This is a genomic window from Hymenobacter piscis (assembly GCF_018760735.1).
Lineage (GTDB): Bacteria > Bacteroidota > Bacteroidia > Cytophagales > Hymenobacteraceae > Hymenobacter > Hymenobacter piscis.
In genome coordinates, this window is the sequence record NZ_JAHHZN010000002.1 from 379706 (window position 1) to 405018 (window position 25313).

Sequence of the window (25313 nt, forward strand, 5' to 3'; positions counted from 1 at the left end):
TGCCTATCTTTGCGGAAAATAGTCCACCCGCTTTTCAGCTCATGCATATCGAGGTTCTCAAGTCGAAAATTCACCGCGTAAAGGTTACGCAGGCGGAGCTCCACTACGTGGGCAGCATCACCATTGATGAGGACCTGCTGGACGCGGCCAACATGGTGGAAAACGAGAAGGTAACCATCGTCAACATCAACAACGGGGAGCGGTTCGAAACCTACACCATCAAGGGCGAGCGGGGCTCGGGCATGATCTGCCTGAACGGTCCGGCCGCCCGGCGCGTGGCCGTGGGCGACATCGTCATCATCATCTCCTACGCTCTCATTGATTTTGCGGAGGCCAAGGCCCACCAGCCTACTGTCATCTTTCCCGATCAGCACAACCGCGTAGCCTGATTTTTTTCAGCTATTAGCTGATAGCTGTTGGCTTTCGTCAATAAGAAGAGCTGTCAGCTAGCGGCTCTCAGCTAATAGCCTATAAATGAAGCAACTGCTCAACGTCATCAAATACACGTTGCTGCTGGCCGTATCGGGCCTTTTGATGTGGTACGCCCTGCAGGGGCAGGACCTGAGCCGCATCGGCGGGTACGTGCGCGGGGCCAACTACTGGTGGCTGCTGCTGACGATGCTGCTCTCGGTGCTGGGGTACTTCAGCCGGGCCTACCGCTGGAAGATGCAGATTACGCCCACCGGGCACCGTCCGCGCTACTGGGACGTGTACCACGCCATGATGGTCGGCTACCTGGCCAACTTGGTGTTGCCACGCATGGGCGAGGTTATCCGGTGCTCGGTGCTGCGGCGTACCAGCGGCGTACCGGTGCAGGTAGCCCTGGGCACCGTGGTAACCGAGCGGGTAATTGACGTACTGGTACTGCTGAGTCTGCTGGGCGGCACGCTGCTGCTCGATTTCACCACCTTCTGGTCCTTCGTAACCGATAAAGTGCTGGCCGGCCGTTACGATGCGCTGTCGCGCAACCCCGCGCCGCTGGTGCTGGCCCTGGGCATTGCCACGCTGCTGCTGCTGGGACTGGCTTACGCGGTATTCCGCAACCTGGAGCGTCTGCGTCAGAATGCCCTGTTCAACAAAACGATGAGCTTCGTGAAGGGCATCATTGCCGGGGCCTTCAGCGTGCTGAAGCTGGAAAACAAGGGTCTGTTCCTGTTTCACACTTTCTTCACCTGGGCCGTGTACTACCTCATGGACTACCTGGCCTTCTTCGCCTTCCCCGAAACCTACGACCTGGGTATGCGTGCCGGTCTGGCCGTGCTCACCTTCGGGGCCTTCGGGATGGCCGCGCCGGTGGCGGGCGGCATCGGGCCGTTTCACATCATGGTGCAGGGCATTCTGCTGGCTTACGGCATCAGCAAGGAAGCCGGTATTGCCTACGCCCTGGTGGTGCACGGCTCCCAGACGCTGCTGGTAGTGCTCATGGGCGGCATCAGCTTTGCGGCCAGCATGCTTAAATCGGGCAAGGCGGCGGCCTTTCCGGAAGTCGCCCCCGGGCAACTGGAGCCCGACGCGGCGCTGCGGTAGCCCGGTCCGGCCCGGGCGGGTACCGGAGCACCACAGCCCGCTGACGTTCTGACTCTTCCCCTTATTCAACCACCTCAACTATCGAACTGCGCCATGTGGGCCAAAGATAAAATTCTGGAGCGGGCGGCGCTGCTGCCGGTAGTGGCCGGCTGGCAGGCCGCCGGCGAGAAAGTGGTGTTCACCAACGGCTGCTTCGACCTGTTGCACCTCGGCCACGTTGACTACCTGGAGAAAGCCCGTCACCTGGGCCAGCGGCTGGTAGTGGGCCTGAACACGGATGCTTCGGTCAGCCGCCTCAAGCCCGGCCGGCCCCTGCAGGACGAAGTGTCACGCGCCCGGGTATTGGCCTCTCTTTTGTTCGTGGATGCGGTAGTGCTGTTTGAGGAGCAAACCCCGCTGGCTCTCATTGAAGCCCTGCGGCCCGATATTCTGGTCAAGGGCGACGACTACGCCCTCAGCGGAATTGTGGGCCACGAAGTGGTGTTACAAAACGGTGGCCAGGTGCTCACCGTACCACTGGTGGCCGGCTACAGTACCACGCGTATCGTGGAGCGCATCAGTCAGCACATTTCCGGTTAAGGCGCGGCGCAGAAGAGCTGCCCGCCCCGGGCCGCCATCCGTTCACCTTCCATCTTCTTCTTCCATGATGTACTCCCTGAGCCCCGCTTATATCATCGTCATCCTTACGATGATTGCCAGCTGGCTGATCCAGTGGCGACTGAAAAGCAAATTTGAGCAGTACTCGCGCATTGGCCTCCAAAACGGCCTCTCGGGCCGGCAGGTGGCCGAGCTCATGCTGGCCGACCACGGTATTACCGACGTGCGGGTTATCAGCACCGCCGGCCGCCTCACCGACCACTACAACCCCGCCGACAAAACCGTGAACCTGAGCGAGGCGGTGTACGAGGAGCGCAGCGCCGCCGCCGCCGCCGTGGCTGCCCACGAGTGCGGCCACGCTGTGCAGCACGCCACCGCCTACGGTGCCCTCAAGTTCCGCTCGGCCCTGGTGCCGGCCCTGAGTGCCGTCTCGAAGTTCATGCCCATCCTCTTGTTTCTGGGCGTAATTATGCTCCAGAATACCCCGCTGCCCCTGGCGGCCGGCGTCGCCTTGTTTTCCCTGACCACGCTCTTCAGCTTCGTGACCCTGCCCGTGGAGTTCGATGCCTCCAAACGGGCGTTGGCCTGGATGGACAAGCGCCGCATCGTGACAACCCAGGAGCACGCGATGGCCAAGGATGCCCTGTGGTGGGCCGCCATGACCTATGTGGTAGCCGCCCTGGGCTCCCTGGCCACGCTCTTCTACTACGCCACCCTGCTCATGGGTCGCCGCCGCGACTAACCCGACGGCAAGCCTCGCTAAGTTTTCTGAGCGGCGCCACTCCCTTGCGGGGTGGCGCAGCTCGTTTAGGGGTGGCCAGGTTGTTGGAATTCTGCAAAAGCCGGTAGCCTGTTTCCGGACTCAAAACCTGCTGCCGCCGAAGCTGCGGGCGGGAATAGTAGATAGTTGGACGGCTCGGAAACAAAAAACCGGCCCTGGGCCTTATAATCCCGTCCGCGGAGAAAAAAACCAGTTCATCTGCCTAATCTCCAAAATCTGTAGGTTAATTTTGAAGCGGCCAGCGAATTTACGCTCGGCCGCTCCTGATACGTTTTCCCATCCCACCCCATTCTTACCGCATGGATTTCCAGCTCACCGAAGAACAACTAGCCGTTCAGGCCGCCGCCCGCGAATTTGCCCAGTCTGAACTCTGGGACGGCGTAATTGAGCGCGATGAACACCAGAAATTCCCCGCCGAGCAAATCAAGAAGATGGGCGAGCTGGGCTTCATGGGCATGATGGTCAGCCCCGAGTACGGCGGCGGCGGCATGGACACCGTGAGCTACGTGCTGGCCATGGAGGAAATCAGCAAGGTGGATGCTTCCTGCTCCGTTATCATGAGCGTGAACAACTCGCTGGTGTGCTGGGGCCTGGAGAAGTACGGCACCGAGGAGCAGAAGCGCAAGTACCTGCCGGGCCTGACCTCGGGTGAAATCATTGGGGCCTTCGCCCTCTCCGAGCCCGAAGCCGGTTCCGATGCCACCATGCAGCGCACTACGGCCGAAGACAAAGGCGACCATTACCTGCTCAATGGCACCAAAAACTGGATTACCAACGGCACTACCGCTTCGGTGTACCTGGTTATTGCCCAGACCAACGCCGAGGCCAAGCACCGCGGCATCAACGTGCTTATCGTGGATAAGGGCATGGAAGGCTTCGTGACCGGGCCCAAGGAAAACAAGCTGGGCATCCGTGGTTCCGACACCTGCTCGCTCATGTTCAATGACGTGAAGGTGCCCAAGGAAAACCGCATTGGCGAAGACGGCTTCGGCTTCAAGTTCGCCATGCAGGTGCTGGCCGGCGGCCGCATCGGCATTGCCGCTCAGGCCCTGGGCATTGCATCCGGCTCCTACGAGCTGGCCCTGAAGTACTCCAAGGAGCGCAAGGCCTTCGGCGTGCCGATTTCCCAGCACCAGGCCATCCAGTTCAAGCTGGCCGATATGGCCACCAACATCGACGCGGCCCGCTTACTCTGCCTGCAGGCCGCCCACGACAAGGATGCCCACCAGGACTACGCCAAGTCGGGTGCCATGGCCAAGCTGTTCGCCTCCAAGGTGGCCATGGACACGGCCGTGGAAGCGGTACAGGTGCACGGCGGCTACGGTTTCGTGAAAGAATACCACGTCGAGCGCCTGATGCGCGACGCCAAAATCACCCAGATTTACGAAGGAACCTCGGAGATTCAGAAAATTGTAATCTCGCGGGAAATATTAAAATAACGGGCGAATTGCCTAAAAGTCAGAACCGTTGCACAAAACCCAGCCTTTTTTAGGCTGGGTTTTGTGTTTGTGTGAATTTTTATATGTTATTTTGCATTAGATAAGTCCGGGGTGCCATTTCCCGGCCACACCAGAACAATTTCACCCGCCCGTTAAAGATGGAAGATTATAATAAAGTGATAGAGTCGCTGGGTGTTCGATACATCAAAGCGAAAAACCTCGTACTTCAGCAGCCCTTTACGGTTCGCAATTCCTACGACGTAGGCAATAACCTCATTCTGCTGCACAAGGGCCGGGTTTCCTTCGGCGACGAGGAGCAAGTGGTGGAAGAAGGCGAAATGCTCTTCATCCCCGGCGGCCGGGCCACCAAAGTGAGCTACGGAGAGCCTTCGAGCAAGAGCATTACCAACGACGACCTCATCACCAACAAAGACAAGTTCTTCCACTCCAACTCCGACCTCGATCTGATCGGAGATGCTGAGGAAAGCCACTCCTTTGTGAGCTTCGAGGCCAAGGTATTCGACTCGGTGAACTTCTTCGCCTCACTCGACGTGCCGGCCTTCCTCATCACGGGCAACTCCAAGCTGGCCAATCTGGTGATTAAGGTAGTGGAGGAAAGTCTGCAGGAGCTGCCCGGCCGCGAGCGGCTGATTACGATTTACACCGAGAATATTGTGGTGGAAATCGTGCGCTACATCCTCAAGAACAAGATGTTTGTGGAGCAGTTGGCCACCAACAGCACCTACTTCAAGGATCCGCGCCTGATCGACCTGTTCAACTATATCAAGGAGAACATCGGCGGCGACCTGTCGAACAAGGTGCTCTCGGGCGTGGCCAACGTGAGCGAGGACTACGTGGGCCAGTACTTCAAGATGCTCACTGGCATCAACCCCCAGGACTACATCGAGTACCAGCGCATGGAGCGCGCCGTATTCCTGCTCCGCACCACCAAGAAGAGCATCCGCGACATCGGCAAAGAAGTGGGCTACAAGGACACGGCTTATTTCTGCCGCCGCTTCAAGATGATGTTCGGGATTCCGGCCGGCAAAATGCGCCGCCGCGAGTCGGCCATGAACATTTAATCACGGATTGTCGCTGATTAATCGTGATTTCACTGATTGCTCGGTGAACCATAAACAGAAAGAAGCGGCTCCCGGTGAGGCCGCTTCTTTCTGTTTACTGCGTTTCAGGGGGGTAATCAGTCGGCCAATTCAACTCCTAATTATGACGCGGGGTTTCTGCGTGCGGAGCCGTCCGCAAAATCCGCGGAATCCGTCAGGGCGTGCGTTAATCCTTGGTGTAAGCCGCGTTCCTGGTTGAACTGGGCAACGGTGCGGGCCATATCGGCCAGGAAGCTCGGCTCCTTTTCAATCTGGTTGCCGATGACGATGACGTCGGCGCCGGCCTGGAGGGCCGCCTGGGCCTTCTCTACGGTGTTGACGCCGCCACCCACGATGAGGGGCACTTCCACGGCCTGGCGCACTGCCCGGATCATGGCCGGCGCTACCGGGTAGAGGGCCCCGCTGCCCCCGTCGAGGTACATCAGGCGCAGACCCAACTGCTCCCCAGCCATGGCGGTGCAGGCAGCAATGGCCGGTTTGTCGTGGGGCAGGGGCGTGGTGCCGCTGATGTAGCTGGCGGTGGTCTGCCGGCCGGTGTCTACCAGCATGTAGCCGGTAGGCAGAATCTGGAGGTTGCTCTGACGCAGCAGGGGCGCGGCAATAACGTGTTGACCGATCAGAAAATCGGGGTTGCGGCCCGAAATCAGGGAGAGCAGCAGAATGCCGTCGGCCTGCTCATCGAGGTGGAGGCTGTGGCTGGGAAACAGCAGCACCGGCACGGCCGAACGGCTCTTGATAAAACGAATGAGGGCAGCCTGGCGCGAACTCAGCACCAGACTGCCACCCATAAAAAAGAAATCTACCGCGTGCTGTTCACTTAAGTCAAGCAGGTGCCGGCACCCGGTCTCGTCCAGATTATCCGGATCCAACAAAACAGCCAGTGACTTCTGGCCGTGGGCGCGGCGGTTACTTAACGTATCATGCAGGCTGGTGAGGCGCATCCGCGTCGTCGTGGTGGTAAGTGAAGTCGATATCCCGGGTTTCCGGCTCCGTAGCGCGGGCGCCCGGAGTTGCAAGGTCGACATTTTTGAGGACTGGCAAATATTCGCCGGCCTTCTTGGCCACGAAGGCAATGAGGACTGCCGAGGCCTGGGCTACCAGCATTTTGCCGGTATCCGACTGCATAAAGGCCCGGAAAGTGGACGCCAGGATAGACGAAGCTTCCGAAGAATGGTCGCCCTGCGGTTCTGCTGCCTGGTATCCGTTGGCTGCAAAACCAGCCTCGTTCTCTTCATGCCGGTTCGTCACGGGCTGAAACGGGTCGGCGTCGGTGTGGTAGACCTCGGGCGCAATATCGGCCCGGCGGCTGCGCGGACGGGCTGAGTGCGGGTGTCCCGCGCCAAAGCCCAGGTCGTCGGCCACCGCCGTATCGACGGTCGTGGAAGCCAGGGGGCGGGGGGCGCGGCTACCGGCTGTCAGGCGCTTCGGAGCACGCTTCGGCTGACTTTTCAGTCCTTTGGGCTTTTTGCTGCGGCCACCAAAGGCTTTCGATACCAGCCAGATGCCGCCCAGCACGCTGGCCCCAATGGCGGCGTATTTGCCGACCTCCAGCGTTTTGGCTTTGATTTCATCAACGTCGCCGCGCAAAGCGCGCTCATACTCCAGTTTCTGACGCTCCAGAAACTCTTTTTCATCCTCAAACAGGGGGTTGTGCAGATCGGACATGGAAGGGAATTAAGCTTGGCGTTTGTCGGATTTGTAAATGGTGTCGTTCAGCAGCTTATCGGCCAGTCCCTGGAACGCCTTCTTGTCAACTCCAACTACGAAGATGATCAGCACCACCAGATAGAACGCCGCCACGATGCCGAAGCCCCAGTACGGGCTGTCGAGCGCGTCGTTGAGCACCAAGGCAATAAACAGATTCAGGAACACGAAAAACAGCAGCCCGATAACGGCCATGGAAACGCCGTGCATCACGTTCACGAAGGTGCTTTTGGCTTTTTCCTGGGCTTCCAGCCGCACGATGTCGATGCGCGTATCGAGGTAGCCCATCAGATTGCCCATCAGGTTATCGGTGCGGGGCGTTTTGGAAGTGTCTTCTTCGGTGGAGAAAAGGCCCATGGGGAGAGACTATTTGCGGAGAACAATGTTACGGAGTACCCACGCAGCAAAGCACGGGGCCACGAAATGCGCGGTAGTCGTCCATACGGAAAAGGCGGCGGCGTGTCTGAAATTGAGTTACTTTTACTGTATAGCGCGGTTTCCTTGACTCAGAATCACTACCAGGTATTGGGGCTTTCGGCCACGGCTTCGGCCCAGGATATCCGGCTGGCGTACAGGCGATTGGCGGTGCAGTATCACCCGGATAAGCACGGCGGCAATACCCTGTACGAGGAGCTGTTCAAGGCCGTGGCCGCCGCCTACCATGTGCTGGGCCACGAAAGCCGCCGCGCCCACTACGACCAGCAGCTGCGCCAGGCCGCCCGGCGGGCCGAGGAGGTGCGCCGCCAGCAGGAGTACCGCCACCAGGGCCAGCGGGTGTACGGAGTGCCCATGCCGGCGCCCGCCCCGCTGCGCACCCGTCGCCCCGCCGGGGCCCACGAGCGGCACTACCGGCCCATTCCGCGTCAGCAGGTAAAGTTCACGCGCCGCGACTACTGGCTGACGGCCCTGCTGGGACTGGGGCTGCTGCTGTTTATCTTCTCCGTGAAGATGACCATGGACCACGTTTCGGGCGTGCGCAACTACGAGCGGGGGCTGCGGGCCTATGTACGCCACGACTGGGTGGCGGCCCACAGCTACTTCACCGATGCCCTGCACTTCAAGCCCGACTACTACCCGGCCCGGCGGCGGCGGGCGGAAGTCAGCCAGCTGGGTCTGCGCGAGTACGATACCGCCCGCCCCGACCTGCGCGCCGCCCTGGCTGATGCTCCCCGCACCGAGCAGGGGGAGCTGTGGCTGCGTCTGGGCCAGTGCGAGGCCGCTCTGCGCCGCCCCCGGGCCGCCCAGGCCGCCTACGCCCGGGCCACGGCCCTCGACAGCACCCTGGCCCGGGCTTGGCTGCTGCGCGCGGAGGCTGCGCTGTTTGGGCGGCGGCAGTTCGGGAAGGCCGACCGGCAGCTGACGCGCGGGCTCCGGCACGCCCCGGCCGGCTCGCGGCTGCGGGGCCAGCTGCTCACCTACCGCGGACTGGCCCGTTTCAAGCAGCAGCACTACGAGGCCGCCCAGCAGGATTACTGGGAGGTGCTCGACATCACGCCCCGCAGCGGGCAGCTCTACTTCCTGCTGGGGCGGGTGGCTCAGCAGCAGCAGGACCCGGCCCGCGCCTGCGAATACTTCGGGCGCGCCATCGTGCAGGGCTACGGCTTTGCCCAAGCCGCCCGCGATACTACCTGCATAAAGCGGTAAACTGGGTCCGGAATACTATTCAAACGCTATGTTTGCGGCCCGAAACAATCATCGGACCCACCGTATTACGCTCCTATGAAACACGCTATACCCTTCATGCTGGTGGCCGCCGGCCTGAGTGGCGGCTTTACTGCTGCCCAGGCCCAGACGACCGGCGTAATCAGCGGAGTGGTGCGGGAGCGGGGCACCCAGCAGCCGCTGCCCGGAGCCACCGTGCTGCTGGAAGGCACCCAACTGGGCACCAGCACCGATGAAAACGGCCGCTTCCGCCTGACGGGCGTGCCCACCGGCAGCTACAACGTGCGCGCCACCCTGATTGGCTACCAGACCGATACGCGCTATAACGTGAACGTCACGTCCGGCAACGACAACCTGCTGAACCTGGAGCTGCGCCAGGGCCAGGAGCTGCAGGAGGTAGTGGTAACGGCCAACCGCGCCATTCGGGTGGCCACCGCTGAAACGCCCCTGAGCGTGCAGCGGCTCAACGTGGAGGAAATCAAGAGCAACCCCGGCGGCAACTTCGATATATCCCGCGTCATTCAGTCGCTGCCCGGGGTGGGGGGCACGGCCGGTACCGGTGGCTTCCGCAACGACATCATCATCCGGGGCGGGGCTCCCAACGAAAACGTGTACTACCTCGACGGCATCGAGGTGCCCGTCATCAATCACTTTGCTACCCAGGGCTCGGCGGGCGGGCCGGTGGGCATTCTCAACGTGTCGTTTATTGAGGACGTGACGCTGAGCTCCTCGGCCTTTGAGGCGCGCTACGACAATGCCCTGAGCAGCGTGCTGCAGTTCCGGCAGCGCGACGGCAACCCCAACCGGGTGCAGGGCAACGTGCGCCTGAGCGGCACCGAGCTGGCCGGCACGCTGGAAGGCCCATTGGGCCCCAAAACCACGTTCCTGGCCTCGGTGCGCCGGTCCTATTTGCAGCTGCTGTTCAAGGCCCTCGACCTGCCTATCCGGCCCGACTATTGGGATTCGCAGTTCAAAATTACCCACAAGCTCAACGACAAAACCACCCTTACGGCCCTGGGGCTGGGGGCTCTCGACCACTTCGAGCTGGGCGTGCCCCGCAACACTTCGGCCGACAAAGAGTACCTGCTGCGCTCCACGCCTACCTACGACCAGTGGAACTACACGCTGGGCCTGAGTTTGCGCCGGCTGCTGCCCAACGGTTACCTCAACCTGGCCCTCAGTCGCACCCAGCTCTATAATAAGGTAGACTTGTTTGAGGACCGGCAGATTGGCGACGAGACGAAGCGCGTGCTGCGCACCCGGTCCGGCGAGCAGGAAAACAAGCTCCGCCTCGACGTGAACAAAACCCTGGGCCGCTGGACGTACAGTTACGGGGCTGTGACCCAGCTCATCGGCTACGGCAACGACTTCCGTAACCGCCTGCGCCGGGAGGTGCTCGATGCCAGCGGCAACGTGGTGCAGCCCGCCGTGAACGTGGCTTTCCGCACCGATTTGCAGTTGGTGCGCTTCGGGGCCTTCGTGCAGGGCACCCGCCGGCTGCTGCCCTCCGAGCGGCTTACCGTGTCGGCCGGGCTGCGCACCGATGGCAACTCCTTCACCGACGACGGCCGCAACCTGCTGCGCACCCTCTCGCCGCGGGTATCGGCCTCGTTGGCCTTCACACCCCAGCTGAGCCTGAACGCCTCGGTGGGCCGCTACTACAAGATTCCGCCCAGCACCATCCTGGGTTTTCAGAACAACAGTGGGCAGCGGGTGAACCGCTCGGCGCGCTACATCGGCAGCACCCACTACGTGGCCGGTCTGGAGCTGGTGCCACGCCCGGCCACCCGCATCACGCTGGAGGGCTTCCTGAAACGCTACGACCACTACCCCGTGTCGAGGCGCGACGGAATTTCACTGGCCAACCTGGGCGGCGACTTCACTGCCCTGGGCAACGAGGCCGTGAGCAGCGCGGGCAAGGGCCGGGCGTTCGGGGGCGAGTTCTTCGTGCAGCAAAAGCTAACCAAAAACGTGTTCGGGGTGCTGTCGTACACGGCTTTCCGCAGCGAGTTTACCGGGCAGGACGGGGTGTACAAGCCCTCGGCCTGGGATACGCGCCACCTGGTATCGGCGCTGCTGGGACGCAAGTTTGGGCGGGGCTGGGAGCTGGGCCTGAAGTACCGCTACTCGGGCGGAGCCCCCTACACGCCCTTCGATGAGGACGCCTCCCGCCTCAACTACGCCACCCTGGGCACCGGCATCCTCGACTACAGCCGCCTCAACACCCAGCGCCTGGGCAGCTTCCAGCAGCTCGATTTCCGGCTCGATAAAAAGGTGAACCTGCGCCGCGTCACGCTGGATTTCTACGTAGACATTCAGAATGCCCTGTTGCAGAAAGGCGCGGCCTACCCCCAGTACGCCTTCCAGCGCACCGACGACAACACAGCCTTCCTCACCACCGACGGCCAGCCTTTACTACCCGACGGCAGCAACGCCCGCCCCATCCTGCTGGCCAACGACGACGCTTTGGTGACGCCCACCATTGGGTTCATCGTGGAGTTTTAGCCGTGTTGGAAACGAAAAAAGCCTCTCCTGGAACCAGGAGAGGCTTTCATAACACAAGCAATGATGCCTAATTATACGTTGCCCTTGGCATCACACACACACCGGATGCCCTAAGAATGAATGCGGTAAACCTAAAAATGTAAGTGGTTTTGATAGTAAGACCGGCCTGGCAACAATTACCCCTAACCGGCCCCCTAAAAAAACCGAACTATTTATCCCACCACACCCGAGTCGTCAGTAAATCAGGGCCTTGCCGGCTGATAGCGGCTTGGTAAGAGGCGGGGTTGAGGCGCTGCTCGAGGAGCGGGTAGCGCAGGCGGCGGGGCACCCGGCCGTTGGTTTCGCCGGGGTTGGGGATGGGGCGCAGCACCGGAAAGCCCGTGCGGCGGTACTCGGCGTAAGCCTCGAAGCCGTTATGACCGAACAAAGCCAGCCACTTCTGCGTGATAATCTGCTCCAGGGCCCGGTCTGCTTCGAACCGGACGCCGGGCTCCCGCAGGTAGGCCTCCACGAGGGCGGCGGAGCTGACGCCGGTCTGGGCCAGGGCCTCCCGGATGCCGGTCTGGTACCACTGCTCGGCCGTGCCGGTGGCATCCCAGCCGCGCAGACAGGCTTCGGCCCGCAGAAAGCACACTTCCGCGTACGTGAGCAGGTACTGGTCGTGGGCAGCGTCCTGGAACCGGGCTCCGGCCAGACTGAAATTGGCCGGCCGGTTCTGGGGCAGGGTCAGTTCGCTGGCCGATAACCCGTTTGGCATACCCGCCAGACTGGGGTTAGTAGCTGAAACGGGCGCCACGTAGATCGGCAGGCGCGGGTCGTTGAAGCGGCGCAGGTACGCCACCAGCGTTGCACTGATGCGGCAGTCCTTGAACCCCAACACCACGGCCAGCGGGTTCTGGCTGATGCGCACGCTGCCACCGGTGTTGTTCATAATTGCCGATTCCGGGTGGCTGCTCATCACGCCGGCCGCCAGGGCAGTGCGCACGTGCTGCTGGGCCAGCGAAGGGGCCACCTTAGTCAGCCGCAGGGCCATGCGCAGGCGCAACGAGTTGGCAAAGTGCCGCCAGCGCTGATTGGCCTCGGCCACGGCCGGGGCGGGGTAGGCCGCCGCGGGGTTGGCATACAGCAAATCAGCCGGCCCGAAATTACCCGGCTGGGTGTCGTCGAGGGCGGCGGCGGCTTCGGTGAGCTCCTGCAGCAGGCTCAGGTAGATAATGGCCTGGGGTTCGTAGGCCGGCTGGCCGGTGCCGGTACCGCCCTCGAAGGCTTCCAGGTAAGGCACGTCGCCCCAATAGTCGGTGATGCGCTGGAACAGGAACGCCCGCCAGATGCGGGCCTGGCTCAGGCGGTTTACCTGGCCGGGCTGCTGGGCTACCTGCCGGATGGCCTGGGCCAGGTCCATGCCGTAGCCGGCGTAGAACCGGGTCCAGAATTTGGTGGTCCATTCGTCGTTGCTTTCGTAGCGGTCGGTGCCGAAGGCGGGCGTGGAGTTGGCAAAAAACTGCACCCACATGTTGGCGTGCAGGTGCTCGCCCACCTGAAAATCATCGTCGTAGAGGGTGCCGTACTTCAGGGCGCGGGCAAACAGGGCGTCGGCGGTGGCGTTGGCGGCGGTGGTAGGGTCGGTGTTCAGATCGGTAAACCGCTCGGTGCAGCCCGTGGCCAGCCCGGCCGCCAAACTCAGGGCCAGCCACCGGGCACGCAACGCAACGGGAACAAACAGACGCATCGGCGGTAAAAATACGAAGCGGGCGAGCCGGTTAAAAATCGAGCTGCAGGTGGTAGCCCCAGCTCCGGCTCTGAGGAAACGCCCCCGATTCGAGCCCCTGCGCCTGCCCCAGGTTATACGCCGACTCAGGGTCGAAGCCCACGGTGGCCCGACTCAGAAACGCCAGATTACGGGCCACGGCCGCCACGCTGGCACTTTTCAGGTGGGCCACCCGGGCTACCCAGGCCGCCGGCAGCTGCCAGGTCAGCTTCACCTCCCGGAGTTTGAGAAAGGAGGCGTCGTAGACGAAGGGTTCCGAAATGGTGGCCAGGCGACTCCAGTACTGCTCGGGGTTGACGTAGCGGCGGCTGGGCGAAAACGTCCCATCGGGATTCTTCACCACCCCTTCCACCAGCAAGCCGCCGGTGGGCGTCCAGGCCCCGGGCAACTGGCCGGCCGCCCGGCGCGCCTCCTCCGAGGCGTACCAGCCGGCCCGGCCCGCCAGCGTGACGTGGCTGTTGCCGAACTGCGCGGCCTGCTGCTGCGAAACCGAGTAAATCTGCCCGCCCCAGCGGCCGTCTACCAGCGCACTCAGCCGAAGCTGGCGGTAGCGAAACTGGTTCTGCACCCCACCAAACCAGCGGGGCTGAAAATTACCCAGGGGCACGGTGGGGCCGGCGGGCGCCAGGGGCAGGCCATCGGGCCCGAGCAGCAGCTGGCCCGTGGGGGCGCGTTGCAGCCGGGTGCCGTAGATTTCGCCGAAGGGCCGCCCGGCCTGGGCCACAATGGCTACGTTATTCGATTCGAGGCCCAGCTGATACCGGTCGTTGGCGTCGGCCAGGCGCAGTACCCGCGACTGGTTGGTGGCCCAGTTGAGGCTCAGCTCCCAGTTCAGGCCCCGGGCCGTACGCACGGGCACCACCGTCGCCGTGATTTCCAGCCCCTGGTTGCGGATGTTGCCGGCGTTGATGAGCTGGGTCTGGAAGCCCGAGGACGGCGCAGTCAGCACACTGACCACCTGGTTGTAGGTATTGGTGCGGTACACGGCCACATCGAGAAGGGCCCGGCCGGCCCCGAAGCGCATCTCGGAGCCCAGTTCCACGGCCCGGGTAAGCTGCGGCCTGAGCTGGCGGGGGGCCAGCTGATTCTGGAGGCTGGCGAAGGGCTGGCCGAGGTAGGAGCTGCCCACGCCGGGCGCTTCCGGCACCCCGGACGTCGTCAGGTCGTAGCGGGTGGTAAGCTCGTAGGGGCCGGTACCCTTGCCCACCAGGGCCCAGGAAGCGCGCAGCTTGCCCAACGTCAGCAGCTCCGATTGCCAGGGCAGCAGGTCGGTGTAGGCCACGGCCAAAGAGGCGCTGGGATAGAAGTACGACCAGTCGCCCGCCGGCAGAGTGGAGTCCCAGTCGTTGCGGCCGGTCAGCTCCAGAAATACGGCGTCGTGGTAAGTCAGCTGGGCGCGGGCAAACAACGACTGCACTTCGAACTGCGAGAAAGCCCGTACCGCCGTGGCCGCGGCCACGTTATCGAGCTGGAACACGTTGGGCACCCGCAGGCCGAGGCCGGTGGTGCCGGTGGTTGCGCTGCGTTTCTGGAGCAGGTTACCGAAGGCCTGGGCCGTCAGCTCCCACTCAGAACTCAGGCGCCGACGGCCATTCAGAACGAAGTCGATGTTGTCCTCCCGCATCGTCAGCTCCGATTCGGCGTAGCCACCCCGGTCGGGCTGGGCCGTGCTGTTCCAGGAGGTGTAGCTGGCGTACTGATACCGGAACCGGGTCTGGTAGCGGTCAGTACCGGCACGCAGTTGCAGCCAGAGCCAGTCGGTGAAGTCGTAACGCAGGGCCACGGAGCCGTTGAGCCGGTGCTGATGCGTGCGGTTGGTATTCAGGTAGGCCGCCCAGTACGGGTTCTGGCGGGGAGTGGGCTGGAAGGGTTGCAGCCGGCTCTGGTTCCAGAGCACGGGCTGCCGGGTCACTGGGTCGCGGTAGGGGTGCAGGTCCGCCAGATCCACGCTGCGGGGCAGCCGCGAAAACTGGCCCATCACGTTGTCCGGATTGGCGCCCAGGGTCGGGCGGTTGAAGTTGTCGGAATACACGTACCCGGCCTTCAGGTCGGCCGATAGGCGGTTGCCCAGGTTACGGATGGCCCGCAGCGTCAGGTAGTCGCGGTGCAGGTGACTGTTGGGGTAGGTGCCCCGGTTGTGCAGGTCGGTGGCCGATACCCGCAGTGTGCCCCGGTCGGAACCCGTTGTGAGCACCACCGTATTCGCGGTCGTGAAGCCGGTCCGGAAAAACCCGGCCGGGTTGCCCGGCTGGGCCACAAAGGGCTTGATTTCGCCGGTCCAGTGGCGTGCCAGCTGCCCCTCCATGCGCGGCCCCCAGCTACCGATGCTGGTGCCCGCCGGAGCAATGATGGGGTAGCCCTCGGGCGTGCGGCTCAGGTCTCCGTTGGCATCCACCAGAAAACGCCCCTGGGAACCCTGCCCGTAGTCGTTCTGGTAATCGGTCAGCACCTGAGCCTGGTCGAAGGTGGTGTTGGAGCTCAGGTGCAGGCCCAGCCCGCGGCGGCCTTTCTTGGTCGTGACGATGAGCGCCCCATTGGCCGCCCGGTTGCCGTAGAGGGCCGCCGCATTCCCGCCCTTGAGCACCGTCAGGTTTTCAATGTCCTCCGGGTTGATGGCCGACAGCCCGTCGCCCAGGTCGTAGCCTCCGAAGCGCGTGGCCTGGAGCGGGCTCTGGTTGTCGATGGGCACCCCATCCACCACCACCAGCGGCCGGCTGTCGCGGCTCAGGGAAGTATAGCCCCGAATGATGATGTTGGTGGAGCCCATCGGCCCCGAGCCATTGCGCACAATGTCTACCCCCGCCAGCTTGCCGCTGAGCGAGTTGATAAAGTTGACTTCGCGGGCCTCCACTACCTGGGCCGCGGGCAGCACCTGCACGGCATAGGCCACTGATTTCTGATCCCGACCCGGCCCCGGCCCCGTCACCAGCACTTCGGCCAGGGCCCGCAGACCTTCCCGGAGCTGGATATCGAGCGTGGGGCGGCCAGCCGGCCGGATTTCCTGGGGCGCGAAGCCCAGAGAGCTCACCACCAGCACCGAATCGGCGGGGGTGAGGGGTAGGGAGAACGTGCCGTTAGCGGCGGTAGCAGTGCCGCGCGTATCGTTGCGTACCACCACGCTGGCTCCCGGCAGGGGCTGCCCGGTGGCCGCATCCAGCACCCGGCCCCGGAATGGCGTCGGATTCGGACGGCGCGGGGCCGGGCCGGGGGGCGGGGCCGGCAACGTTGCCCCAACTGCGGCCGGCCGGCGGCGCAGGATAATCTGCTGGCCCGAAACCTGGAATTCCAGGCCCAGCGGCAGTAACAGGTGCCGCAGAACCTGGTCGAGGGGCAGATTTTCCAGCTCGGCCTCAGGCGGCAGCACCTTGCCAAGCTGGCTGGTGCTATACACGAAGGTGTAGGCGGTTTGTCGCTCCAGCTCACGGAGCAGATCGGGCAGGGGCCGGTGGCGGGTGTAGAGCGTCACGCTGGGCAGCGGCCCCGACTGAGCCTGACTTAACCGGGGAAGTGCCAGGCTGATCAATAGCCACAGCCCCATTGTGCGGCTCCGGGTCAGGAGCTTCGCAGACTGGTATTCCCACTTTCGAGAGCAAAACACGGCAAATAGAGGAGCAGGCGGACTACCTGCCCAATATACGCCAATCTGCTATTTTCTGGCGATGGGGTTGAAGCAGCCCGGGCCGGTGAGCAGCAGCCGCTCGTTGGTCAGCTCGAAGCCGAACGTGCCGGTCATGGAAAGCAGGCGGACTACCTCGCGCAGGCTCTGATTCTTGAAACGGCCCGTAAGGCGGCACTGAGCCAGCTGCTTGTTGTCCAGATCCACGTTTACGGCGTACTGCCGGGCCAGCACCCGGGCTACTTCGTCAAGCGGGGTTTCCTCGAATACCAGCTCGCCGTTGTTCCAGGCCTTGAAGTCCTGACCGCGGCCTAATTCCCGGTGCATGGAAGCCGTCTGCTTGGTGAAAACGGCGCGCTGATTGGGTGCTATATAGAGTGTGTCGTGGGACCCGGGCTGCCCGTTTCCGGCCCGAATGAAGGCTACCTGCCCCGTCACAACGGCCGTTTCCACCGTGGGCTCCTCGGGGTAGGCCTGCACGTTGAAAGAGGTGCCCAGCACCCGAACCTGCTCCCGGCCCATGTGCACCACAAAGGCGTGCCGGGGGTTGGGGGCCACTTCAAAAAACGCTTCTCCCTGCAGATATACTTCGCGGCGGCCGGAAAATTCGGTCGGGTACCACAGGCGGGTATCGGCATTAAGCCAGACGGCCGTGCCATCGGCCAGCAGCACCTTGGCCGTTGCTCCCCGCGGGGTAATGCGCTCTTCGTACGTCAGGGGTGGTTGGCCATTGGCCTGCCGGTAAGCCAGGAAACCGTATCCGGCCGCCCCGCCAACCAGGGCCAGCCCGGCCACGGCGGCAGCGGCCCGGCTGCGCCACCAGGGAGCGGGTGCCGCATACAGGGGCCGAACCACCGGCACGGCAGATGGGGCTTCGGCCGCCGCAGGTTCGTCTGCCTCCAGTCGACTGAGCAGGGCCGTGAGGGCCGTAGCCGTTTCGGCAGGTCGCACGAGCGGGACTACGGGCAGGCTCCAGTAGTGGTGGGTGGCTTCGTAGGTACTGCGTTCCTCCGGGGTGGCCTGGGCCAGCCAGGCCGCCAGCACTTCGCCCTCCTCAGCCGTTAGCTCGCCGGCCAGTTCCTTCCCAATAAGCTCGTGTACTGTGGAGAGTTCCATTAACGATAGCGCGGATAACACAGGGGATAATGTACAGACATATTATCCGGGCCTATCCCCTAAGCCGACTACCCAATATCGGGAAAAAGCCAAAATTATGGTTGGGCGTTGCCCGGCCGCTGGCTACCAACCCGCCGCCGGCAGCAAGGCCACCAGCACTAACGCAATCCGCAGAACCCGGTTGGGGCCGGTGGCCCGTTGGGGCAGATGCCCCTGGAGTTCCTGGCTGATTTTCTTGATGGCAATGCCCATCTGCACTTCCACCGTCTTCGCGCTGATGCCCATAATGTCGGCTGCTTCCTTGTATTTGAGGCCTTCCTCGCGCACCAGCCGGAATACCATCTGGCACTGGGGGGGCAGCTTGCCGACCGCCTGCTGAATGGCGGCGTAGAGCTCCCCCTGCAATAGGGTTCGCTCCGGAGTCATCAACTCCACCATCAGTTCGGCCGGCAGGTCTTCCAGCGGTTGGGAAGGCTGATTCTCGACCTTCTGCCGGTAATTGAGTGCCTGGTTGCGCACGGCCACGTAGAGGTAGCTGGCCGGGTTCTGCACCTGCACCAGAGTAGCCCGCTTCTGCCAGATCTTCAGAAATACATCCGATACTGCTTCCTCGGCCAGCTCCCGGCTGCGCGTGAACGGCAGGGCAAACACCACCAGCTTGGAGTGATACCGGGTAAATAGCTCCGAAAAAGCCGACTGGTCGTCATGGTGAGCCATGCGGTGCAGGAGTTCTTCGGGGGAGAGCGGCGGGGTTTTCATAGCTGGCAGCAAAGATACCGGGCGGGCGGGTTTTCACCAAGTGGCAGTTGCCGGGCCGCGAGGGATAAGTGCCTGTCGGAGCCGATTTTAGTTTGATTGACTGCCGGCTGCTTCTCTGGCGCGTGGTATGCCAAGCCCGGTTTTTCGGATGTCACAAACAAGGACTCCTGCGCCTTGTAACAGTTCATAAAGCCCGGCAACTTGCCTTCCGGCCAAGCCCCCTCACCAAGGCCCCATCTGTTTGCCTATGCTGCCAGCCATTACCAAAGACGCTTACCTGCGGGAACTGGGATTTGATCAGGTTTCCCGCTACAGTTGCTGGGATTACCCTCTCCTGCAGGGGGAGCCCGCCTTCGTGCCGCCCTCCGACGTACGGTACCTGCATCCGCAGCCCGCTGCCGACCATACCCGCCTTTACGCCTATGCCTGGGTGAATGAGCCGGGCTTTCTGCTGGCTACGGAGCGTCACATCTCCGCCCTTAACCATATTGTGGCCGAACTGGAAACCGACGACTTCGTGCCCCTGCGCCTGGAAGTGGAAACTTTCTTTCGCCGTCACGGTGGCCCGGCCCACTAGCTGTTCCGCCGCCGTAGCCGGCCCCCCCGGCCCAAAGGGAATTTCTTAGAACAACAAAAAGCCCGATTCTGAGTCAGAATCGGGCTTTTTTGTGGTAATGATTGGAATCGAACCAACGACACCAGCATTTTCAGTGCTGTGCTCTACCAACTGAGCTACATTACCAGCTCTTGGTTCCCGGCAGGCCTTATGGCCGTTGGGGAGCACAAAAGTAGTAAACCATTTTTAACCTGCAAACCTGAAACGAAAAATTATTTCGGAGGCAAACTAAACCGGCGAAAAGCTGTAATTTGTTATGCATACCGAGTATATTTCGGTTCCATTCCCAAACCTACCCATTTTCCCGTGCACTTTTCTATTCAAAACCTTCTCTTCCTGCTCGTGGCGCTGGCCGGCTTCGGTCTGTTTGCCTGGCAGGCCAGCCGCATCCGGGCCAACGTCCTCGTCGGGCGCGACCGGGACGTGAGCGGCAACGTCAACGAGCGGCTCTGGAAGACGCTGCTGGTGGCCTTCGGGCAGCAGAAAATGTTCAAGCGCCTCACGCCGGCCTTTCTGCACCTGATTGTCTACATCGGCTTCATCGTCATCAACATTGAAGTCATTGAAATTATGGTGGACGGCCTGTTCGGCACCCACCGGTTTTTGCAGTTCCTGGGGCCGCTGTACTCGGCCCTGACCGGCACCAATGAGTTGCTGGGCGCCCTGGTGGTGCTGGCCGTGGTGGCGTTCTGGTGGCGCCGTAACGTGGGGGGCGTACGCCGCTTCACGGGTGTGGAAATGCGGGCCTGGCCCAAACTCGACGCCAACATCATTCTCTACGTGGAGGTGGTGCTCATGGGCGCCCTGTTCCTGATGAACGCCGCCGACCTAAAGCTACACCAGTTGCAGGGGGCGGTGCTGCCCGGCGCTTTTCCCATCAGCCAGTTCCTGACCGGCCTGCTGCCCGACAGCGTGGGGGCGCTGGAGGTGCTGGAGCGCGTGGGCTGGTGGGCGCACATTGTAGGTATTCTGCTGTTTCTCAACTATCTGCCCAGCAGCAAGCACTTTCACATCATCCTGGCTTTCCCGAACGTGTATTTCTCGCGGCTCATCCCGCAGGGGCAGTTCTCGAACGTGGACAGCATCACCCACGAGGTGAAGGCCATGATGGACCCCAGCTACGAGGTGCCGGCCCCGGCCACTAACCCCGATGGCTCCGTGGCTGCACCCGCGTCCTTCGGGGCCAAGGATGTGGACGATCTGCCCTGGACCAACCTGCTCAACGCCTACTCCTGCACCGAGTGCGGCCGCTGCACTTCGGTTTGCCCCGCCAACCTCACGGGCAAGCTCCTCTCGCCGCGCAAAATCATCATGGATACCCGCGACCGGCTGGAGGAGAAGTATAACGCGCCCCTCATCTTCGACCCGGCCCTGTACGGCAAAGCGGCCAAGCACGACCCCCAGGAGCAGCTCGACAAGGAGAACCACACCCTGCTGCGCGGCTACGTAACGCCCGAGGAGCTCTGGGCCTGCACCACCTGCAACGCCTGCGTGGAAGCCTGCCCCGTCAACATCAACCCCCTCGACAGCATTCTGGAGATGCGCCGCTTCCTGGTGCTGGAAGAGTCGGCCGCCCCGAACTCGCTGAACGTGATGTTCAGCAACATCGAAAACAACGGTGCGCCCTGGGCCTTCTCGCCCTCCGACCGCTTCAACTGGGCCGACGAGTTGTTCGTGGCTTCTAAAGAGGAGCTAGGAGTTAGGAGCTAGAAGATAGAATGCCATTGGCGCTTCTCTTTCCCAATTCTACCCCCCCTCTTCCTGGAATCTGCTCTTCATACCGCAGATTCTATCTCCTAACTACTGACTTCTAGCTTCTCAAGTAATGGCTGATCAAACTGCCAAGCGTCCCGTCTCCGTTCCCGTCATGGCCGATCTGGCCGCCCGGGGTGAATCTCCGGAAATCCTGTTCTGGGTGGGCTGCGCCGGGGCCTTCGACGACCGGTACAAGCGCGTCACCCGCGCCTTCGTGCGCATTCTGGAGCACGTGGGCGTGAACTACGCCGTGCTGGGCATGGAGGAATCCTGCACCGGCGACCCGGCCAAGCGCGCCGGCAACGAGTTTCTGTTCCAGATGCAGGCCATGACCAACATTGCCACCCTCGACGGCTACGGCATCAAGAAGGTGGTAACGGCCTGCCCCCACTGTTTCAACACCATCAAAAACGAGTACCCGGCTTTGGGCGGCAACTACGAGGTGATTCACCACAGCACCTTCCTGCAGCAGCTCATCAACGAGGGCAAAGTCACGGCCCAGGGCGGTGAGTCGTTCAAGGGCCGCCGCATCACCTTCCACGATTCCTGCTACCTGGGCCGTTCTAACAACATCTACGAGGCGCCCCGCGCTGTGCTGGAGGTACTTGATGCCGACCTGCTGGAGATGAAGCGCTGCAAAACCAACGGCCTGTGCTGCGGGGCCGGCGGGGCCCAGATGTTCAAGGATGCCGAGCCCGGCAATAAGGAAGTCAACATTGAGCGCACCGAGGAAGCCCTGGCCACCCTCGATGGCGATGCCGACGTGCTCATGAACCTGCGCGGCGTGGAAAGCACCGCGCCCGCCCTGCCCGCCGGCTCCGACCGCGGCGGCAGCGTAATTGCCGTGGCCTGCCCGTTCTGCATGACCATGATGGCCGACGGCGTGAAAAATAAGGAGCGCGAGCAGGACGTGCAGGTCTTTGACCTGGCTGAGCTGATTGCCTCCGCCGAGGGCCTGAACGCCTAACGGCTGCTACCTGTTTATAAAGCCGCTGAAAACAGCCCCGGCCGGAACTTCCGGCCGGGGCTGTTTCTTTGTAGCAGATAGCCCCCTCCGCTTCGGTGCCGCCGCTGCCCGGAGCGGCTACCCTGCCGCCCGCCCATTCGGGCTTTTCCGACTTTACTTTCCGCCATGTACGTTCCCTTCGACCAGCTGCCCGCTTCCGCCCGCATCTGGATTTACCAGGCCAGCCGCCCCTTCACGGCCGCCGAGCAGGCTGCCCTGCAACCCGCCCTGCACCAGTTCGCCACCGACTGGACCAGCCACGGACGGTCCCTGGCCGCCTCGGCCGCCGTACGGCACGACCAGTTTCTGGTTATCGGGCTCGATGAAGCCGTAGCCGGGGCCAGCGGCTGCTCCATTGATGCCTCCGTGCGTTTTGTACAGGCAATTGAAGCCCAGGTGGGCGTGGAGCTGCTGGAAAAATCGAAGCTGGCCTTCCTGTTGGATGGGCAGGTGCAGCTACTCGACCGCAAAGAGCTGCGCAATGCCGTGGCCGCCGGCACATTATCGCCCGAAACGCCCTACTTCGATAATACCATCGGGCAGCAGGGCCAGCTCCAGACCAGTTGGCCGGCTCCGGCTCAGGCTACGTGGCTGGCGCGCTACTTCCGCTGAGGCTTTGCGTGCTGGGTGTTCCGGCGAAAAACTTGGCTAATAAGTAGTAAGTTTAGCACCATCTTAGCCCCGGGAAGGCCCGCTATCCGCTTCCCGTTTTCCTTCCTTTCCTCTATGAGAAATTCTGTTCTAGTATGGGCCATGGCGGGCTCGGCCGCGGTGCTCACGGGGTGCGCCACCACCGGCGGCCTGAGCAAGGCTGATAAGCGGTTTACCCGTGGCGAATACGAAGCCGCTATTCCTTTATATAAGGCCGATGTGGCCAAGGGCAAAAACGTCGCGCTTTCCAACTACCGCCTCGGCGAGTCCTACCGCCTCTCCAACCGCCCCGAAGAGGCGGCCGCCTACTACAAAGCCGCCCTGGCCGGCGGCGTGAAAAATGCCGACGCCGGCTACTACTACGCCCAGGCCCTGCGGGCCAGTGGCCAGTTCGAGGAAGCTGCCGCCCAGTTCAGCCGCTACGCCGAAACCGGCGGCAACCGCACCCTGGCCGCCCGCGCCGAAGCCGACGCGAAAAATGCCCAGGCCTCCACGGCCGTGTTGGCTATGCGTACCAACAGCGAGGTGATGCCCCTGGACCAGCTCAACACGCCCGCCGCTGAATTCGGCGCCACCCGCATTCCCGATACCAGGGAACTGGTGTTTGCCTCGGGCCGGGAGGGGAAAGTGTACCAAGGCAACGGGGAAGGCTTCAACGACCTCTACGCCGTTAAGTTCGAGGACGACCAGAAGCTGACCGGCGGCACCGTGCGCAAGCTCGAAGCCCTTATCAATTCCGAAGACAAGCACGAAGCCAGCGCCACCTACTCGCCGGATGGCAAGATGCTGGTGTTTGCCCGGTCCAACAACGGTTCCAAGAAAGGCTACCTGAGCGTGGATCTGTGGGTGTCCTATTACCGCGCCGGGGCCTGGACGGAACCCGAAATTCTGCGCGGCGTGAACAGTAGCACCGCCGATGAATACTCGCCGGTCTTTTCGCCCGACGGGCAGACGCTCTACTTCGCCTCTACCCGCAAAGGCGGCCTCGGCGGCAGCGACCTGTACAAAGCCACCATGGAAAGCCCCGGCCGCTTTGGTACGCCCGAAAATCTGGGCGACCAGGTGAACACCGTCGGCAATGAGAATTTCCCGGCCATTTCGCCCGAAGGCGTGCTGTACTTCTCCTCCGATGGGCACCCGGGCCTCGGCAAGCTCGATATCTTCAAGCTCGACAAAGGCAAGGCGAAAAACCTGGGCAGCCCCATCAACAGCCCCGGCGACGACTTCGCACCTTTCTTTACCGATAAGCGTGTGGGCGTGCTATCCTCGAACCGCGCCGGGGGCAAGGGCTCCGACGACCTGTACCTGTTTCGCGAGAACCCCCTCAAGCTCGTCACGTTCTATGCCGACGGCACGTTGGTGGAGCGCAACGACAAAACCGGCGATACGGCCCCGGTAGCCAGCGAAACGGTCACCCTCTTCGATGCCAAAGGCCAGAAGCTGCAAACCACCACCACCGGCCCCGACGGCAAGTTCAGCCTCAAGCTGGATTCGGCGGCGGCCAACTATTCGCTCATTGCCAACCGTAGCGGTTACTTCACGGCCCGCAATTCCCTCAGCACCATCGGCCGCAAGCCCGCCCAGGCCGATTTGCCCGACCCGATGAACGACGTGCGGATTCCCGTTACGCTCACGCTCACCAAAATCGTGAAGAACAAGGCCATTGTGGTGGATAACATCTTCTACGATTACGACAAGGCCAATATTCGGCCCGATGCGGCCCTGGAACTGGATAAGCTGGTACAGACCCTCAACGACAACCCGCAAATCACCATCGAGCTCAGTTCCCATACCGACTCGCGTGGCAAGGACGCCTACAACCAGGCTCTTTCGCAGCGTCGGGCCCAGGCCGCCGTCGATTACATCATTTCCAAGGGCATTGACAAAGCCCGCATCACGGCCAAGGGCTATGGCGAGTCGCGCCCAGTTATTAAGAATGCCAAAACGGAGGAGGATTACCAACGCAACCGCCGCACGGAATTCAAAGTGACCAAAATAGCCGAATAGCGTTCTGCCGGCCCTATAACGAACCGCCCGGTCTGCTCCTGCAGGCCGGGCGGTTCGTTATAGGGCCGGCAATGCTTACCTGGGAAGCGTTTGAATAAAGATGGGGCGGTACAGGTATGAACAGTCCCATCTACCGATCTGTACGCCAGTACCCGGCTGTGGCACCATACTATAGATATAGAAAGAGAAGAAGCTATCCATGTAGTATAAGTTGCTCCACTGGCTTGGTGAATCATTACGGATAGTGCATCGAAGCACCAGGGCGCTAAGTCCGTATCGAAAATCCTTGCTAAATCGGCCAAAACCGGGAAAAGCAATCATTCCTTCCCCCTGACTTATGTTTGATTCGAGCAGCCTGACCAACGAATTGTGGGCAAGCTGTCTGAGTGTTCTGCACGGTAGGCTAGCCCGTGGCAAAAAGAAAGTCGCTGATTTTCTGGGTAGAAGCGGGACTTGTACGGGTATTTTGGGGCCCGGGTTTGCAGAATTGCGGCCAATGCCCCACTTTTGCACTCCCAATCCGACACGCGGAGGGGACCGGCCGCTTCGGCAGCCGCTGCTTGAAAAAAGATTTTCGCCGCGGGCTTGCAAAGCAGCAAGTAGTTTTGCTACCTTTGCACCCCGCTTCAACCGGAAGCGCTCTTCACCGCCGGACTGCCTCGGCAACGGGTCTTGAAAAAGTG

Annotated in this window: 20 protein-coding genes and 1 tRNA gene; 13 read left to right on the forward strand and 8 right to left on the reverse strand. The window is 62.2% G+C overall.

Translation table 11 applies throughout. The annotated features are described in order from the left end of the window. The first annotated feature begins 41 nt into the window (after window positions 1–41). The 6 genes from panD (at window position 42) to KLP40_RS03765 (ending at window position 5426) form a co-directional block, all read left to right on the forward strand. A complete protein-coding gene (panD, locus tag KLP40_RS03740; RefSeq protein ID WP_019948715.1) occupies window positions 42–389 on the forward strand; it encodes an aspartate 1-decarboxylase in 348 nt (115 codons plus the stop codon). An 85-nt stretch (window positions 390–474) separates the two neighbouring features. Next, on the forward strand, window positions 475–1527 hold the full coding sequence (locus KLP40_RS03745) for a lysylphosphatidylglycerol synthase transmembrane domain-containing protein (RefSeq protein ID WP_215592302.1): 1053 nt from the start codon (window positions 475–477) through the stop codon (window positions 1525–1527). 93 nt (window positions 1528–1620) lie between these two features. Beyond that, window positions 1621–2106, forward strand: coding sequence for a D-glycero-beta-D-manno-heptose 1-phosphate adenylyltransferase (gene rfaE2 / locus KLP40_RS03750; protein WP_215592303.1), 486 nt, complete (start codon window positions 1621–1623; stop codon window positions 2104–2106). Between the two features lie 64 nt (window positions 2107–2170). After that, the gene (locus KLP40_RS03755) at window positions 2171–2866 is read left to right on the forward strand and encodes a zinc metallopeptidase (protein ID WP_246558611.1); all 696 of its coding nucleotides are present in this window, start codon (window positions 2171–2173) and stop codon (window positions 2864–2866) included. A 338-nt stretch (window positions 2867–3204) separates the two neighbouring features. Next, entirely contained in the window at window positions 3205–4344 is a 1140-nt protein-coding gene (locus tag KLP40_RS03760; RefSeq protein ID WP_215592304.1) for an acyl-CoA dehydrogenase family protein, read from the forward strand. Between the two features lie 158 nt (window positions 4345–4502). After that, entirely contained in the window at window positions 4503–5426 is a 924-nt protein-coding gene (locus tag KLP40_RS03765) for a helix-turn-helix domain-containing protein (RefSeq protein ID WP_215592306.1), read from the forward strand. Between the two features lie 140 nt (window positions 5427–5566). Here the strand turns inward: KLP40_RS03765 and KLP40_RS03770 are convergent, their stop codons facing one another. Genes KLP40_RS03770 through KLP40_RS03780 form a run of 3 tightly spaced genes read right to left on the reverse strand, consistent with a single transcriptional unit; the run spans window position 5567 to window position 7526 of the window. Then, window positions 5567–6406 (reverse strand): geranylgeranylglyceryl/heptaprenylglyceryl phosphate synthase, encoded by an 840-nt coding sequence (locus KLP40_RS03770; protein WP_215592307.1) that lies wholly within the window; start codon window positions 6404–6406, stop codon window positions 5567–5569. Beyond that, window positions 6384–7130 (reverse strand): hypothetical protein, encoded by a 747-nt coding sequence (locus KLP40_RS03775; RefSeq protein ID WP_215592308.1) that lies wholly within the window; start codon window positions 7128–7130, stop codon window positions 6384–6386. The genes KLP40_RS03770 and KLP40_RS03775 overlap by 23 nt, the downstream gene beginning before the upstream one ends. A gap of 9 nt (window positions 7131–7139) precedes the next feature. Further along, window positions 7140–7526 (reverse strand): phage holin family protein, encoded by a 387-nt coding sequence (locus tag KLP40_RS03780; RefSeq protein ID WP_215592309.1) that lies wholly within the window; start codon window positions 7524–7526, stop codon window positions 7140–7142. 144 nt (window positions 7527–7670) lie between these two features. Here KLP40_RS03780 and KLP40_RS03785 point away from each other — a divergent pair, with 144 nt between their 5' ends. Both KLP40_RS03785 and KLP40_RS03790 read left to right on the forward strand, forming a co-directional pair. Then, window positions 7671–8813: a J domain-containing protein gene (locus KLP40_RS03785; RefSeq protein WP_215592310.1), complete on the forward strand. Its 1143-nt coding sequence runs from the start codon at window positions 7671–7673 to the stop codon at window positions 8811–8813. Between the two features lie 75 nt (window positions 8814–8888). Further along, window positions 8889–11336 (forward strand): TonB-dependent receptor, encoded by a 2448-nt coding sequence (locus KLP40_RS03790; protein WP_215592311.1) that lies wholly within the window; start codon window positions 8889–8891, stop codon window positions 11334–11336. Between the two features lie 208 nt (window positions 11337–11544). Here the strand turns inward: KLP40_RS03790 and KLP40_RS03795 are convergent, their stop codons facing one another. The 4 genes from KLP40_RS03795 to KLP40_RS03810 all read right to left on the reverse strand — a co-directional run bounded on the left by KLP40_RS03795 (window position 11545) and on the right by KLP40_RS03810 (window position 18595). Then, window positions 11545–13065: a SusD/RagB family nutrient-binding outer membrane lipoprotein gene (locus KLP40_RS03795; RefSeq protein WP_215592313.1), complete on the reverse strand. Its 1521-nt coding sequence runs from the start codon at window positions 13063–13065 to the stop codon at window positions 11545–11547. A gap of 31 nt (window positions 13066–13096) precedes the next feature. After that, the gene (locus KLP40_RS03800; RefSeq protein ID WP_215592314.1) at window positions 13097–16570 is read right to left on the reverse strand and encodes a SusC/RagA family TonB-linked outer membrane protein; all 3474 of its coding nucleotides are present in this window, start codon (window positions 16568–16570) and stop codon (window positions 13097–13099) included. Between the two features lie 180 nt (window positions 16571–16750). Further along, complete coding sequence (locus KLP40_RS03805) at window positions 16751–17836, reverse strand: FecR family protein (RefSeq protein ID WP_215592315.1); 1086 nt, start codon at window positions 17834–17836, stop codon at window positions 16751–16753. 123 nt (window positions 17837–17959) lie between these two features. Beyond that, window positions 17960–18595, reverse strand: coding sequence for an RNA polymerase sigma-70 factor (locus KLP40_RS03810; protein ID WP_215592316.1), 636 nt, complete (start codon window positions 18593–18595; stop codon window positions 17960–17962). Window positions 18596–18842: 247 nt separating this feature from the next. Here KLP40_RS03810 and KLP40_RS03815 point away from each other — a divergent pair, with 247 nt between their 5' ends. After that, window positions 18843–19172, forward strand: a complete 330-nt coding sequence (locus KLP40_RS03815) for a hypothetical protein (RefSeq protein WP_215592317.1) — start codon at window positions 18843–18845, stop codon at window positions 19170–19172. Window positions 19173–19264: 92 nt separating this feature from the next. Here KLP40_RS03815 and KLP40_RS03820 read toward each other — a convergent pair. After that, window positions 19265–19337: transfer RNA gene (locus KLP40_RS03820), tRNA-Phe, on the reverse strand. Window positions 19338–19517: 180 nt separating this feature from the next. Between KLP40_RS03820 and KLP40_RS21510 the strand changes: the two genes are divergently transcribed. From KLP40_RS21510 to KLP40_RS03840, 4 genes are all read left to right on the forward strand, one after another. Beyond that, window positions 19518–20921 carry a 4Fe-4S dicluster domain-containing protein gene (locus KLP40_RS21510; RefSeq protein ID WP_215592318.1) on the forward strand — a complete coding sequence of 468 codons (1404 nt, stop codon included), beginning with the start codon at window positions 19518–19520 and terminating at the stop codon, window positions 20919–20921. A gap of 115 nt (window positions 20922–21036) precedes the next feature. Beyond that, window positions 21037–21933 carry a (Fe-S)-binding protein gene (locus tag KLP40_RS03830; protein ID WP_215592319.1) on the forward strand — a complete coding sequence of 299 codons (897 nt, stop codon included), beginning with the start codon at window positions 21037–21039 and terminating at the stop codon, window positions 21931–21933. Window positions 21934–22098: 165 nt separating this feature from the next. After that, complete coding sequence (locus tag KLP40_RS03835; RefSeq protein ID WP_215592320.1) at window positions 22099–22584, forward strand: hypothetical protein; 486 nt, start codon at window positions 22099–22101, stop codon at window positions 22582–22584. Window positions 22585–22698: 114 nt separating this feature from the next. After that, a complete protein-coding gene (locus KLP40_RS03840) occupies window positions 22699–24630 on the forward strand; it encodes an OmpA family protein (protein WP_215592322.1) in 1932 nt (643 codons plus the stop codon). Window positions 24631–25313: the final 683 nt, after the last annotated feature.

Coding starts and splice junctions, on each gene's coding strand:
- KLP40_RS03760 (WP_215592304.1), top strand. CDS start 3,205: ATGGATTTCCAGCTCACCGAAGAACAACTAGCCGTTCAGGCCGCCGCC.
- KLP40_RS03755 (WP_246558611.1), top strand. CDS start 2,171: ATGATGTACTCCCTGAGCCCCGCTTATATCATCGTCATCCTTACGATG.
- KLP40_RS03815 (WP_215592317.1), top strand. CDS start 18,843: ATGCTGCCAGCCATTACCAAAGACGCTTACCTGCGGGAACTGGGATTT.
- KLP40_RS03790 (WP_215592311.1), top strand. CDS start 8,889: ATGAAACACGCTATACCCTTCATGCTGGTGGCCGCCGGCCTGAGTGGC.
- KLP40_RS03830 (WP_215592319.1), top strand. CDS start 21,037: ATGGCTGATCAAACTGCCAAGCGTCCCGTCTCCGTTCCCGTCATGGCC.
- KLP40_RS03795 (WP_215592313.1), bottom strand. CDS start 13,065: ATGCGTCTGTTTGTTCCCGTTGCGTTGCGTGCCCGGTGGCTGGCCCTG.
- rfaE2 (WP_215592303.1), top strand. CDS start 1,621: ATGTGGGCCAAAGATAAAATTCTGGAGCGGGCGGCGCTGCTGCCGGTA.
- KLP40_RS03780 (WP_215592309.1), bottom strand. CDS start 7,526: ATGGGCCTTTTCTCCACCGAAGAAGACACTTCCAAAACGCCCCGCACC.
- panD (WP_019948715.1), top strand. CDS start 42: ATGCATATCGAGGTTCTCAAGTCGAAAATTCACCGCGTAAAGGTTACG.
- KLP40_RS03745 (WP_215592302.1), top strand. CDS start 475: ATGAAGCAACTGCTCAACGTCATCAAATACACGTTGCTGCTGGCCGTA.
- KLP40_RS03770 (WP_215592307.1), bottom strand. CDS start 6,406: ATGCGCCTCACCAGCCTGCATGATACGTTAAGTAACCGCCGCGCCCAC.
- KLP40_RS03840 (WP_215592322.1), top strand. CDS start 22,699: ATGAGAAATTCTGTTCTAGTATGGGCCATGGCGGGCTCGGCCGCGGTG.
- KLP40_RS03805 (WP_215592315.1), bottom strand. CDS start 17,836: ATGGAACTCTCCACAGTACACGAGCTTATTGGGAAGGAACTGGCCGGC.
- KLP40_RS03810 (WP_215592316.1), bottom strand. CDS start 18,595: ATGAAAACCCCGCCGCTCTCCCCCGAAGAACTCCTGCACCGCATGGCT.
- KLP40_RS03765 (WP_215592306.1), top strand. CDS start 4,503: ATGGAAGATTATAATAAAGTGATAGAGTCGCTGGGTGTTCGATACATC.
- KLP40_RS03775 (WP_215592308.1), bottom strand. CDS start 7,130: ATGTCCGATCTGCACAACCCCCTGTTTGAGGATGAAAAAGAGTTTCTG.
- KLP40_RS03835 (WP_215592320.1), top strand. CDS start 22,099: ATGTACGTTCCCTTCGACCAGCTGCCCGCTTCCGCCCGCATCTGGATT.